Origin of the sequence: Streptomyces sp. ICC4, from assembly GCF_003287915.1 — a bacterium.
Classification (GTDB): domain Bacteria; phylum Actinomycetota; class Actinomycetes; order Streptomycetales; family Streptomycetaceae; genus Streptomyces; species Streptomyces tritrimontium.
This window is the reverse complement of record NZ_CP030286.1, coordinates 5,851,727-5,864,197: the sequence shown is the minus strand read 5'-3', so window position 1 is coordinate 5,864,197 and position 12,471 is coordinate 5,851,727. Positions and strand designations below refer to the sequence as shown.

The window sequence follows — 12,471 nt, the reverse complement described above, 5'->3', positions numbered from 1 at the left end:
GGAAGGGGTCGTGCGGGCGGCCTGATGGCCACGGCCACGGCACCCCCGTCAGGGCGGGTGCCGGACTGAAGACATAGGGCCTGAGCTTGTGTTTCTTCGCCTTGTCTCACTGTGGAGTTCTTCGCGGTACACCAGCTCGGTACATCTCCGAGGCGGTCCGGTGTCGCCGTTTTCGGCATGGAGGTGCCATCCACAACCGCGTGGTTCTGAGCGGCTGTGCCAGTACAAGAAGTGCTTTGACGTGCAGGTACAGGGCGCTCAACCGATTCGGTTAAGGCCGCTTAACCTGGCGACATCGAAACCATAGGACGACCCCGCCGACGCGTCAAGCACCTTGAACAGTTACGGTTAAGTGCGCTAAACAGGACCCTACGAAGGGAGGCACGAATGGATCAGGAACAGCTTGATGCGGCTCTCGATGCCGCGTTGTCCCAGCTCAAGGAACTGACCGACCCTCTTGAGCGGGCCAAGTCCGCCCACAGCCTTACCGGCCGGGTCCAGGACTACGGCAACGAGCTCCAGGTCGTCCGCAACGAAGCCATGAACGCCGCCCTGCGTACGGGCAACCTGAACAGCACTCAGTTGGCGACGGAGCTCGGCATCAGCAAGGCGCGCGTAAGCCAGCTGGCCAAGGGCTCTCCTCCTGAACGCCTCTTCCTCGGCTCCGGCACGGTCATCGTGGCGTTGGCCGAGAAGCTGGAGGATGGGAAGGAGAAGGCTGTCCAGGGCCCGGTAATCGCAACACCGGACGTCCAGACCTACGGGAAGCTGAGCGAGCTGGCCGAAGAAGTCGGCCTCGCCTGCACCCTGGAGCCGATTCCGGTAGGTGGCAACGTCCGCCTCAACCGGAACAATCTCGTCGTCATCTGCGGCCCCCGGCTGTCTCCGCTCCTGGAACAGATCCTCGAAGGCGACCCGCATCTGCGGTTCGCGAAGGACTCCGAGGGCTGGCACCTGACGGACAGGACCAGTGGGAAGACGTACCGCTCGCCGATGGACAGCGGAGAGAACCGCGACGTCGCGTACTTCAGCCGGCTGCCGCGCCCCGATGGTCAGGGCACTTTCCTGTACGTGGCGGGCATCCACGCCATCGGTTCCGGCGGGGTCATCCACTGGCTGACCAAGGAGCTGGCCAACGTGCACAGCGAGCTCCGAGCCAAGCGGTTCTCCACCCTGATCTCCAGCCGCTTCGATCCGACAACAGGGGAGATCCTCGAGAGCGAGCGCATCACGCCCTTCTACCGCCCAGAAGGGGCCTGACATGCAGATCACCACGGCGTCAGCGAAGGGCGTGGGGGACGAGAACGAGGACGGCGTCTTCACGGGCCCCAGCGGCGTCGTGGTGCTCGATGGGCTGTCCGCACCGAAGGACCTGCCGATGGCTTGTTGCCATGGCACACCGTGGCTCGTCCGGCAGCTCGGCGCACGCCTGGTCGCTCTGATGGGCGACGACGAACAGCCACTCGCAGAGGTTCTCCGGACCGCGATCCAGGACGTCAACTCGATGCACTCCGACACGTGCGCGCTCGACCAGAAGGCAGTCCCTGCTGCAACCGTGGTCATGCTGCGCCAGCGTCAGGACATCATCGACTACCTCGTCCTGTCCGACTCCGTGCTCGTGCTGGACACGGACGGGGTCATCCAGGCCGTGGCAGACACCAGCGTTGAGGACGTCGCGGGGCAAGAAATGGCCGCAGCGCTGGCCGGCCCCGCGGGCACCCCCGAGCGAGCTGCCCGAGTATCCGAACTCGTCGCCGTACAGCGCAGCCTGCGGAACAGCCCCGGCGGCTACTGGGTCGCTTCGACCGACCCTGCCGCTGCGGACCACGCCATCACCGGTAGCGTCCCGGCCACCGCAGTCCGCCGGGCAGCACTGCTGTCGGACGGCGCCAGCCGTCTCGCCGACACCTTCCACCAGTTGTCCTGGGAGGAGCTGCTCGACGTACTGGAGGGTTCCGGGCCAGCCGCGCTCATCTCCAGGACCCGATCCGCCGAGGCCTCCGACAGGGATGGCACCCGCTGGGCCAGGTTCAAGGTGAGCGACGACGCGACCGCGGCGTTCATCGCGTTCGATGACGCCCGACACACCCAGAGTTCGCCCACTGACCACGATCGAGTCGGCTGAGGAGGATGATGGGCCCGCAAAACGCGAACAGGCCCCCGTGGGGGCCTGTCGGTCGCAACGCCGGTGTGTGGAAGCCCGACGTGCGCGGTCAAGCACCTGAATCGGAGGTGCCTGCGGTGGCAGGCTACGCGTACCCGTACGCGAACACGCCCACATTGGGCCCGGCGACACGCCGCGGTCCCGCCCTGCGGGATGCCCTGGCAAGTTCGCGCCCGGCAGACGGGACAGCGGCACCAAAGCCCGGCTCGGCAAGTTACAACAGGTTGACGGCGGTGCATGATCGCGGTCGGACCTGCTTCTACCACGGACTTCCCGGTCAGCCCAACCGGCGAATGGACTCGACGATGGACCCGTAAAACAGACGATGACCGCCGCCCTGTGTCCAGCAGGGTGACGGCCATCGACCTTCCATGCACAAACGACTCGCAACCCGGCCCTAGACAAGCCACAGATCCTCGAGTCGTACGTCGGCGGTAACGCCGGGTACCAAGTCCAAGGGACCCGGCTACCACCAACCAGGATAGCGAGCAATCTCAGGATTGCGCAGCACCACCTCTGGTGTGACCTCTCTGTCCGGGTGATCCCCACCGACGTACGGCTCCTACCCCGAACGGGAGCCGAACACCGCATGCACCGCCCCCTCCGGCCCGCCTCCGCGGAGCCCGCGACACTAACCGTCGCGGCCGCGTACGAAGGCGCCGTGACTATGAAATACACCCTGAATCGAGCGCTGACCTGCTCCGGCGGGCCTGTCCGCTTTGGCGCATACAACGGCCTGGTGACTACGAACCTGCTCGACAGCAACGCCTTCACCTCCGCGCCGGCCGCCGGGGCGGTGGCCCGATGAACGCTCCTGTCATGGACGAGAACGCCGAGAACCTCGAGTTCGAAGGCGACATCACCGACTACTGGTCCTACACCCAGGTCCGTGACTGGGTGCTCCTGGTGCCCGGCATCACCCGGACCGCCCTCCACCTGTACCTGCTGCTGCGGGCGATGGTCTCCGAGACGGCCCGGCGGACCGGTGGCGGCCTGCGCCGGATGTCGGTGGACCAGCTGTGCTACCTGCTGCCCGGCATCAACGACAAGCCGTGCAGTCCCACCATGGTCAAGGACGCCCTGCGCCTGCTCGCGGAGCACGGCCTGGTCGTGAACCCCGACGGCGATGAACGGCTGATCACCTCGACGGGTAAGGGCGGCATCCAGAACTCCTTCCGGAAGTACCAGGTCAACGACCTGCCGCCGGACGTGTACACGGGCTGGCGGAACGTGTGGGACAAGCTCGACGCCTACACGACCGACTGGCGCGAGAACCCGGCCCAGCCTCCGGTCCACACCCGGACCGATGACGGCAAGGTGCGGCGGACCTCCAGTCGGCCGCAGGCCCCTGCCGCGCCGGCGCCTGCGGCCGGGACGGGGAAATCCGCGCCCCCGGCCGGGTCCGGTACCCCCGCTCCCAAGAACAGTCGGTCCGCGCCCGCCGCTAAGGCCACGCCGAAGAAGCCGGTGAAGAAGGCCGTCGCCCCCGGCGCCGGTGCCGACCCCGCGGGTGACGTCTCGGCCGCTGCCCCCGTGGTGGAGGCCTGGGCCAGTGGCATGGCGGCCAGCGGTCACCCGTACCTGCCCAAGCGCGCGGCCACCATCGGCGCCGAGGCCACTGAGCTCCTGGCCGCCGGCGCAAACCTGGACCACCTGTGCCGTCTGGCCGAGTGGATGGGCCGGGTGAAGCCGAGCTGGAAGAGCATCGAGGACGCGATGACCTGGCCCGAGGCCCCACAGGCTTCGCTGCCGAAGCAGCGCTCCGGACCGCCGATGTGCGAGCGGCACCCCGCGTTCGAGGAGGGCGACTGCTCGCCCTGCCGCTTGGCCGAGCGTGAGCGTCGGCAACGCCAGGCGTCCGGACCCGAGTCCGTCAACGGTGCCGACCTGCTGGCCCGGCTCCGCGCCGGTCAGCCCGCGTGACCCGCACCCGCACTTCCGCACATGCCTGTGGCGGCCGCTCCCGCGAAGAACCGGCCGCCACAGAAGACCTCGCCAAGGAGATCCGTATGACCATCGTCGCACCCAACGCCGCTCGTGACGACGAGCAGCAGCGTTCCGGCCGGAACGGCTTCGAACTCGTTCCGCCGCACAACCTCGAAGCCGAGACGGCCACCCTCGGCGGCCAGATGCTGAGCAAGGACGCGATCGGCGAGGTCCTCGACACCCCGATGCAGCAGCGGGACTACTACCGCCCGGCCCACGAGACCATCCAGGCCGCGATCCTGTACCTGTACGGCAAGGGCGAGCCGGTCGACCCGATCACGGTCGGCGCCGAGCTCACGCGGCGCGGTGACATCGCCAAGGTCGGCGGCGTCTCCTACCTGCACACCCTCGTCCAGGCCGTGCCCACCGCCGCGAACGCCGCCTACTACGCGGAGATCGTCCACGAGCACGCCGTCCTGCGCCGGCTGGTCCAGGCCGGAACGAAGATCACGCAGCTCGGCTACTCCAAGGTCGGCGAGCTCGACGAGGTGCGCAGCTCCGTCGAGGCCGAGATCCTCGACGCCCTGGCAACCCGGGAGCAGACTGCCGGCTACGCCTACGTCCGCGAGGACGTGGCCGGTTTCTGGGACGACCTCGACGCCCGGATGAAGGGAACCGCCGAGATCAGCGGGATCCCCACCGGCCTCACCGACCTCGACAGCCTCACCAACGGCTTCCAGCCCGGCCAGTTCATCGTCATCGGCGCCCGCCCGGCGATCGGCAAGTCCACCCTCGCCCTGGACATCGCCCGCTCCGCAGCGGTTCGCTACGGCCACACCGTCGCGTTCTTCTCCCTGGAGATGGGCCGCGCCGAGATCCTGCAGCGGCTCTACAGCGCCGAGGCCCGCGTCGCCCTGCACCACATCCGCGCCGGCACCACCACCGAGGACGACCTGACCCGGCTGGTCCGCCGTACGCCCGACATTGACGCGGCCCCGCTGATCGTGGACGACTCCCCGAACCTGTCGATGACCGAGATCCGCTCGCGGGCCCGGCGGATGAAGCAGAGCAAGGGCGGCCTGGACCTTCTGATCGTGGACTACCTGCAGCTGATGAAGTCCGGCGGCATGGGGCGCCCGGAGAACCGCCAGCAGGAGGTCTCCGACATCTCCCGCAACCTCAAGCTGCTGGCCAAGGAGCTGGAGATCCCGGTCATCGCGCTGTCCCAGCTCAACCGCGGGCCCGAGCAGCGCACCGACAAGAGGCCGCAGATCGGCGAGCTCCGCGAGTCCGGCTCCATCGAGCAGGACGCGGACATGGTGATCCTGCTGCACCGTGAGGACGCGTACGAGAAGGAGTCGCCCCGCGCGGGTGAGGCAGACCTGATCGTGGCCAAGCACCGCAACGGGCCGACGGCGACGATCAGCGTGGCCTTCCAGGGCCACTACAGCCGGTTCGTCGACATGGCGAGCACCTGATCGGCCTGTGACCTGCCTGTTTTCCCACCTTGGGGTGGCCGCATCGGTGCGGCCACCCCTTCGTTGAAAGGACGTCCTCCGATGGAGTCGACCGAGCAGTCGCCCGTGCTCACGCTGGCGGAGCTCCTCGCGAGAAGCGAGGAGGCGCCGGCGCACAGCCTCGGACATCGGCCGGGGCTGCGCACCGGACTCGAGGGGCTGGATACCGCGATGGGCGGGTTGGAGCCGGGCACACTGACGGTCCTTGCGTCTCGGCCTGGCCTGGGCAGGAGCACCCTCCTGCAGAACATCTGCCAGTGGAACGTCGGCGGCAGGTTCCTGGGCGGGCTCCCACAGGCGCAGGAGCGGGAGGCGGTCTCCGCCCTGTTCGCCTCCACGGAGCAGAGCACGGAGCAGATCATGGTCCGCCTGCTGTCCGCGGCTGCTCGGGTGGAGCGTGACCACATCCGGACGGGCGAGCTCACCGACGAGGACCTCCGCCGGCTGGAGCGTGCGCAGTCGGTCCTGGAGGTCGCCCCGCTGTTCGTGATGGCGTCGGCCTCGTTCACGGACGGCCAGCTGACGGAGCACGCCCGGCGCCTGGTGCACGAGCACCAGGTCCAGCTCGTCGGGGTCGACGGCCTGGAGGCGATGGGCCCCGGTCTCTCCCTCGGCCAGGCGGCACGGGCGTTGAAGGCCCTCGCGCGCGAGCTGGCCGTTCCCATCGTTGCCACCGCCCCGTTGTGGGCCGCGTCGAGGCGGCCCCACAGGATGCCGGCCCTGGAGGACCTGCAGGACGAGATTGTCTTCGCCGCGGACACGGTGGTCCTGGTCCACCGCGAGGACGCGTACGACCCGACGTCCCGCCCGTGGGAGGCCGACCTCGTCGTCGCGAAGGCACGGAGCGCGCGCCCCGGCATTGCCGCCAACATCGCCTTCCAGTCCCACTACGCGCGCTTCACGGACTTCGTACCGTCGTGAGCCCGCGACGGTGTCCGCTCTGTCTGCGAGGGTGCGTTCCGTAGTCACACACCGGCCCCGCCCCCGGCGCGCTCCTGCGCCGGGGGCGTCGTCGTTCGCGGGCCCCGGCCGGGCAGCTCCCCAACTGTGCTGGTCGGAAATCCGACCAGACCCGACGGATTTCCGACCAGCCTGGTCGGAAAAAAATCGGCAGCACCTCGCTGACCTGGGGAAACGCTCCCCCCTAATAAGCCCCCCCAAGAAGCTCTTCTCTCTCCTGCACCGCAGGCCGCAGCGGCAGCGCGGCCTCGACCGGGTCAGGCACCGCAAAGCGAGAGAGAGCTCGGCTTCGCCTCCAACAGCAACCCCGCCCCTGCTGCCAGCCGTCTTGGCCCTAGCCGTGAACCTGCCAGGAAGCTGCCGACGGCCGGCCTTGTTCCGAAGCGGAACAGGCACTCCTATTAACAGGCCGTTGCTCCTCCACGCTCCGGGGTGGTGGGTACGGCCCGCGCCGTACCCACCACCCCCGCTCCGGAGACCTCAGCCCGCCATCCGGGCAGAAACGATCTTGACCCCCTCGTGCTGCTGGCAAGGTCTTGACCCGAGCTGAGGACTGCCGACGGCCGGAGAACCTGCCGGTCATGTACCCGATGGAACCGGCGATCTGAGGGCGCAAGGGCCTGTTAATAGTCAGAGGAGGGGGCGCGGCCCGCGTCACCCATTCGGGTGACGCGGGCCGCGCGTGGGGCGCCCCTGGGGAAGTCCGTGCAGGTCAGAACATAGAAAGGAGCCCTACGGGCACGACCTACAAGACCCATCGGCTTCGCCGATGAAGACAGACGCGCTTCGCGCGGCGACCTGGAAGAGCAGGGCGGCGCGTCTCTGAGTGGGCCTGTGCGGCTCTCCGGTGGTAATCGGCACTCCCGGGTGTGCCGTTGGAGATCGGCGCTCCTGACCCCCTCTGCGGGCCGTCTCGGGCCTGCTTCGGGTGATCCACCGGCTCGCTGAAAGCAGGCATCTGCCCAGGTCAGAGACTCCATGGGGTAGATCATCCTGATATGTGATGTTCCCTGAAGGAACACGGCCCGCCGCGCCCGTCCGCGACTCGCGGACACCGCCGGAATAGTGGCAGGCTCCCAGCCATGGCGAAGACGATCGATCCCGAGGCCCGGGAGCAGCTGCTGCAGGACGCCAAGGCCCTGCTGCTGGCGAAGTACAGCGGCGGCCAGACCTGGCTCGACCCCGTCCGCACGATGCACGCGGTGCGCGCGGCCACCGACCGGCACGGCCCCGACGGCCAGGAGCAGCCGGAGGTGCCGGCCGACGACGTCCTGGCCGCGCTCACCCAGCTCGACGAGGCCCGGGCGGCGCTGGACACCCTGGAGCGTGACCTCACGCGGGCCGCCCGAGAGCGCGGGGCCTCCTGGCAGCAGGTGGCCGACTCCCTCGGCCTGGCTTCCCGTACGAGCGCGGAGAGCCGGTCCGTACGCCTGGAGCGCGATGCAGCGTCCTTCCGCGGCGACCGCTACCCCGAGCGGCAGCGTGCCGAGCGGGCCCGTGACCGGGCCGGTGACACCTGGTGCCAAACCAATGCGCCCCGGCTGCGCGCCGCGGTGTGGTCGCTGGCCTGCCTCAACGACGGATGGCCGCAGCTGGCCCGGCGCGCCTCTGCCAAGGAGCTCGACTCCTGGCACCGCGAGCTCGACGGGCCCGCCCTGGGTGCCCGGCTGAGGAAGCTGCGGCCACTGGTCAGGGCCCACGGCGACGAACTGCCCGTCGGCACCAAGGCCGCCGAAGCCCGCGACGAGGTCCTGGGGCTCATGGAGGAACTGATCGCCGCCCGCCACGGCATCGAAACGGGCAAGGAATGGACCCATTGACCCCAACGGGTCTACCCACTGTTGAGCTCGTTGTCCTCTGGGTGGCACACGAGCTCCCAGCGGCCCCAGCGTTTACGCGCGGCGTCCGCGCTGATGCCGAACGGCTCGCCGATCTTCTCCCACGAGGTTCCGGCGGCACGCTCCTCCAGAACGCACACGCGCACCAGGGTCGCCGCGCGGGATTCGACGCCCGCGGCCGCGAGGGCGAACACCCCGGGCCACGCGTCCTCCTGCAGCACGGCCTGGAGCAGGACCTCGCGGACGTTCTGCAGGTGGACGTCGAGGCTGTGCCCTGCGCGGGCGAGGGCGCTGCGGGCAGGCTGGGCCTGCTTCGCGCGTCGCCGCTCGCGATATGCCTGGTCGCGGCACAGCCGCGGCCGCGCGCAGTACCGTCGAAGGGCAGGGCCCTCGTCGAATGGTCGACCGCACCACAGACACCTCGGGCCGGGCTCCGGGCGGCTGTCGTCCATAACCGGACGGTACGGCCACCCTCGTACGACAGCCAGTCCGCCGTCGTACCTCGTTCCCTAAGGGAACACCGCGCCTGTTCCCTGGAGGAACACCGGGCGTGTTCCCTGAAGGAACATGTGGAGCCGCTCCCTGCCGGCCGGAGCCGAGTCCGCCCTCGACGGCTCCCCGCTGGAGCCCGTGATCCTTTGGGAGAACGTGAGGGGGCCCATCGTCACCACGGGCCTCGAGAGGACCCCCGTCCGCGATTCGCGGACGGGGGTCTTCTCGTCTCGGGTCGCCGCCGTGCTTGGTCCTGTTAGACCTAACGGGACCAACCACGGTGGGCAGGGCCTCCCGGTACGGCACCGCCGGGGGCCACTAGCCACGACCGGCGTGAAGTGTACAGTTGTGCACATGAGTGACACTCTGCCGATCACCGAAGCGCGATCGAAGTTCGGGTCGCTGGTCCGCCGCGCGAGCAGCGCCCGGGAACGTATCACCATCACGGATCACGGCCACCCAGCCGCCGTGATCATCAACGCCCAGGAGCTCGCCGACCTGGAGGACTCCCTGGCTCTGGCCCTGTACCGCGTGCGCCAGAGCTCCGGCACGGCCACCGCGCCTGTCCCGCATGACGAGGTCCGTGCGCGGCTCGGGCTGGTGAAGCCGGCTTGACGTACGCGATCACCTGGGACGAAGCCGCGATCGACGCGGCCGCCCGGTTCCTGAAGGACGACCCGGACGGGCTGCGGCAGCTGATGGACGCTGTCGACCTGCTCGCCGACCAGCCCCGCCCCGAGGGCAGTACCCCCTACGGATCCCCAGACCTGCGCCGGATCCACATCGGGCGCTACCGGGTCATGTACGAGATCACCGAGGCCACCATCACCATCGTGGTCATCCACGTCGGCCGCGTCGGCTGACACCCCAGAGCAGACGACGAAGGGCCGGACCAACTCGTGGTCCGGCCCTTCGTCATATCCGTCAGACCTGTTAGCCCCAACAGGTCTGATGGTGCCGGACCTGCTCGCCTCTGAGTAGGGGGGGAGGACAGCTCCAGTGCCCCTACGCCTGTGCGATGAGCTGGTCGCGGCGGGCTTGGACCAGGTTCCGCCAGCGGGCGCGAACAGCGTCGGACCCGTCGAGCCAGGACACGGTCGAGGGTTCGGACATCCGCAGGTCGGCCATGTGGCGGGCGACGTCGACGCAGTACTTGTAGTCGCCGGTCCGGGTGAGTTCGGTGAGGCGGGCGATGGCGGCCTGGGCCTTGTCCTGTTCGCCGGTGACGGCGTGGTGGAAGACGAGCGCGAGTTCGAGGGTGGCCTGGGCGGCGGTGATGCCGGCGGCGTGGATCTCGGTGCGCAGGGCGCGGGCCCCGTCGAGGGTGGTGAGGGTTCCGGCCTGGCGGGCGAGGGCGGCGACCTGGACGGTGAGGGCGGTGGCGCGCTGGTCGAGGCCGGCCAGGAGGTGTTCGGCGAGGGAGATCTCGTCGTCGGCCCGGCTGGGGTCGGTGAAGGAGTAGGTGAGGGCGAGGTTGGCCTGGGCGATGGCCTGCTCGCCTCGGTTGCTGTGCCGCTCGGCGTCGGTGCGGGCGGTGGTGAAGGCTGCGGTGGCCTGGGCCATGTCGCCGTGAGCGAAGTGGATGTCTCCGAGGACGCGGTTGCCCCGGCCGTCCCAGCCGAGGGTGCGGGCGGTGGCGAGCGCGGCGGGGAAGTCGCCGGCCACGCGGGAGAGGTGGGCCAGGCCGCGGGCGGCGTCGGGAGCGAGGCGGCCTCCGCCGTCGGCGACGCGGCGCATTCCGTCACGGGACTCTTCGGCCTGGCCGAGGTCGCGGTACGCCTTGGAGCGGTAGTACAGGGCCAGGTCGGCGAGCTCGGCGGGCAGCAGGTCGCTGTCGAGGACTTCGGTGAGCCGGGAGACGGTGGTGGAGCGGTGTTCGTGCTGGCGTCGGGCGAGCGCGGACAGGAGCTCCGCCAGCGCGTCGGCGGCGGTGGCGATCCCCTCCTCGCCTCCGTCCCTGGCCGGGAGGGTCACCGGCTCCCACACGTAGTCGTCCACGTAGGCCCAGGCCGCCGGGGTGAGCCAGTCGAGGTCGAGGCGGTGGTCACGGGCCAGGGCCAGTCCCTGGCGCAGGCAGCCGACCAGCAGGCGCCGGTCGAGGCCCGGGGCCGCCTGCCACTGTGCGCCGAGCGCGGCCAGGGCGCGGGATGCGGCCTGCTGCCAGTCGGTGTCGGTCCAGCGGTCGTCCGTGGCGTCGTCGGCCGTACGCAGCGTCGAGCGGATCAGCGCGTGCAGGTGGTACGGCCACAGCGCGAAGGCATCCTGGCGGACGAAGGGCCGCTCCACCATCCGTGCGGCTGCCGACAGGTGCGGCAGACCCGCGGCTGCGGTGGCCAGTGGCAGGTCGAAGGCGTCCAGCAGCGAGACGGCGCGCAGTACGTGGCGCTCGTCTGGGGTCAGATCGGCGAGGGTACGGGTGACCAGCGCTGGAAAGTCGGTCCCGAAGTCGCCGGCGGAGGGGGTCCGCCCGGTGCGGTGCAGTTCCAGGAACCGGTGGGCGGCGAGGTCGAGGTAGAGGGGCAGCCCGTGGGACTGCTGGGCGATGGCCTCGCGGAGCTCGGCGGAGATCAGGGGCCGGCCCTCGAAGGTCAGGCGGCGGGCGAGGTAGTCGGTGCAGTCCTCCGGGGCGAAGTCACCGATGAGGACCTGCCGTCCCGACCCTGCCGGGGTACCGGCGGAGCGCGGGCCGGGGACCGCCTGCCCCGCCAGGCCCGGCCATGCGACGGGGCCGGTGTAGTCGAGCTGGCCCTCCAGGCCGGTGTCTCCCCACTGCAGGCGGCCGCGGCCGGTGACGATGAACAGGGCGTTCGGCATCAGCCACACCAGGCGCTGGACCAGGCGTTCGAGGTCGCGGTGGGTGCGGGTGCCCGTGTCCTCGAACGTGTCCAGCATGACCACCGGCACGACGGCCTGGGCGGCGGGGAGCCGGTCGAGCTCGAAGGCCAACAGGTGCGGGTAGTAGGAGAGGCTGTTGGTGTCGGGCTCGGCGTCCAGGAGGTCGGCCAGCCGGTCGCACGCGGCCAGCGCCCGCACGGTCTGCCTGCGCTCGCGCAGTGCGGTGGTCAGGGCGCCGGTGAGGGCGCCGACCGCGGTGCCGACGGTGCCGGGCAGCAGCAGGGCCTGGGCGACGTCCGCGAGGACGGACTGCACCTGCTGAGGCAGTGCCTTGCCGAACCGGTCGGCCAGCCCGCCACGGTTCAGGTACTCCTCCAGGCTCTCGTTCGGGTGCTGGTGGTCCCAGTAGCGCCGCAGGGCGATGTCGAAGGCGGGCAGCGGGCGACCCACGTGTGAGGCAAGGGCCAGGCGCAGGGTCAAGAGGATGCGCTCGTAGTCATTGCCGGCCGACCGGTTCGGCAAGGCACTGCCTCAGCAGGCCGTCTCTTATCCACACCCTTCTCTCCCCCCCATCCGTGCATGAAGGGTCCTGGAGTTCAGGGGGAATTCGCCGGACGCCCCATAACCTGCCGTCCCGAGCCGGGATAAGTCAACAGGTCCGCCGCACCGCTGCTTAAGCGCTTCAGTCCTGTTGACAGAAGGGTTTCAGCCGTCTGAAGCTACGTGCACTAATGCGGTT

The 12,471-nt window shown here is 69.7% G+C and carries 11 protein-coding genes; 9 read left to right on the top strand and 2 right to left on the bottom strand.

The window, feature by feature from the left end:
• Nucleotides 1-387 precede the first annotated feature (387 nt).
• The 7 genes from DRB89_RS27335 (at nt 388) to DRB89_RS27305 (ending at nt 8,387) form a co-directional block, all read left to right on the top strand.
• Entirely contained in the window at nt 388-1,260 is an 873-nt protein-coding gene (locus DRB89_RS27335) for a sigma-70 family RNA polymerase sigma factor (protein WP_239516356.1), read from the top strand.
• Between the two features lies 1 nt (nt 1,261).
• A complete protein-coding gene (locus tag DRB89_RS27330; protein WP_112448153.1) occupies nt 1,262-2,125 on the top strand; it encodes a protein phosphatase 2C domain-containing protein in 864 nt (287 codons plus the stop codon).
• 706 nt (nt 2,126-2,831) lie between these two features.
• The gene (locus DRB89_RS43175) at nt 2,832-2,972 is read left to right on the top strand and encodes a hypothetical protein (protein WP_162688742.1); all 141 of its coding nucleotides are present in this window, start codon (nt 2,832-2,834) and stop codon (nt 2,970-2,972) included.
• 11 nt (nt 2,973-2,983) lie between these two features.
• Nucleotides 2,984-4,087: a hypothetical protein gene (locus DRB89_RS27320; protein WP_112448155.1), complete on the top strand. Its 1,104-nt coding sequence runs from the start codon at nt 2,984-2,986 to the stop codon at nt 4,085-4,087.
• Between the two features lie 86 nt (nt 4,088-4,173).
• Nucleotides 4,174-5,568 (top strand): replicative DNA helicase, encoded by a 1,395-nt coding sequence (dnaB, locus tag DRB89_RS27315; RefSeq protein ID WP_112448156.1) that lies wholly within the window; start codon nt 4,174-4,176, stop codon nt 5,566-5,568.
• An 81-nt stretch (nt 5,569-5,649) separates the two neighbouring features.
• Complete coding sequence (locus DRB89_RS27310; RefSeq protein WP_112448157.1) at nt 5,650-6,528, top strand: DnaB-like helicase C-terminal domain-containing protein; 879 nt, start codon at nt 5,650-5,652, stop codon at nt 6,526-6,528.
• A 1,121-nt stretch (nt 6,529-7,649) separates the two neighbouring features.
• Nucleotides 7,650-8,387 carry a hypothetical protein gene (locus DRB89_RS27305; RefSeq protein WP_112448158.1) on the top strand — a complete coding sequence of 246 codons (738 nt, stop codon included), beginning with the start codon at nt 7,650-7,652 and terminating at the stop codon, nt 8,385-8,387.
• Between the two features lie 11 nt (nt 8,388-8,398).
• Here the strand turns inward: DRB89_RS27305 and DRB89_RS27300 are convergent, their stop codons facing one another.
• Nucleotides 8,399-8,857: a hypothetical protein gene (locus tag DRB89_RS27300; RefSeq protein ID WP_112448159.1), complete on the bottom strand. Its 459-nt coding sequence runs from the start codon at nt 8,855-8,857 to the stop codon at nt 8,399-8,401.
• Between the two features lie 394 nt (nt 8,858-9,251).
• Here DRB89_RS27300 and DRB89_RS27295 point away from each other — a divergent pair, with 394 nt between their 5' ends.
• Complete coding sequence (locus DRB89_RS27295; RefSeq protein ID WP_112453322.1) at nt 9,252-9,512, top strand: type II toxin-antitoxin system Phd/YefM family antitoxin; 261 nt, start codon at nt 9,252-9,254, stop codon at nt 9,510-9,512.
• Nucleotides 9,509-9,760, top strand: coding sequence for a type II toxin-antitoxin system RelE/ParE family toxin (locus DRB89_RS27290; RefSeq protein ID WP_112448160.1), 252 nt, complete (start codon nt 9,509-9,511; stop codon nt 9,758-9,760). Before DRB89_RS27295 ends, DRB89_RS27290 begins: the two co-directional genes overlap by 4 nt.
• A gap of 142 nt (nt 9,761-9,902) precedes the next feature.
• Here DRB89_RS27290 and DRB89_RS27285 read toward each other — a convergent pair whose 3' ends face one another.
• Nucleotides 9,903-12,254, bottom strand: a complete 2,352-nt coding sequence (locus tag DRB89_RS27285) for an ATP/GTP-binding protein (protein ID WP_112463451.1) — start codon at nt 12,252-12,254, stop codon at nt 9,903-9,905.
• Nucleotides 12,255-12,471: the final 217 nt, after the last annotated feature.

Coding starts and splice junctions, on each gene's coding strand:
- DRB89_RS27295 (WP_112453322.1), top strand. CDS start 9,252: ATGAGTGACACTCTGCCGATCACCGAAGCGCGATCGAAGTTCGGGTCG.
- DRB89_RS27330 (WP_112448153.1), top strand. CDS start 1,262: ATGCAGATCACCACGGCGTCAGCGAAGGGCGTGGGGGACGAGAACGAG.
- DRB89_RS27335 (WP_239516356.1), top strand. CDS start 388: ATGGATCAGGAACAGCTTGATGCGGCTCTCGATGCCGCGTTGTCCCAG.
- DRB89_RS27320 (WP_112448155.1), top strand. CDS start 2,984: ATGGACGAGAACGCCGAGAACCTCGAGTTCGAAGGCGACATCACCGAC.
- DRB89_RS27300 (WP_112448159.1), bottom strand. CDS start 8,857: ATGGACGACAGCCGCCCGGAGCCCGGCCCGAGGTGTCTGTGGTGCGGT.
- DRB89_RS27305 (WP_112448158.1), top strand. CDS start 7,650: ATGGCGAAGACGATCGATCCCGAGGCCCGGGAGCAGCTGCTGCAGGAC.
- dnaB (WP_112448156.1), top strand. CDS start 4,174: ATGACCATCGTCGCACCCAACGCCGCTCGTGACGACGAGCAGCAGCGT.
- DRB89_RS43175 (WP_162688742.1), top strand. CDS start 2,832: ATGAAATACACCCTGAATCGAGCGCTGACCTGCTCCGGCGGGCCTGTC.
- DRB89_RS27310 (WP_112448157.1), top strand. CDS start 5,650: ATGGAGTCGACCGAGCAGTCGCCCGTGCTCACGCTGGCGGAGCTCCTC.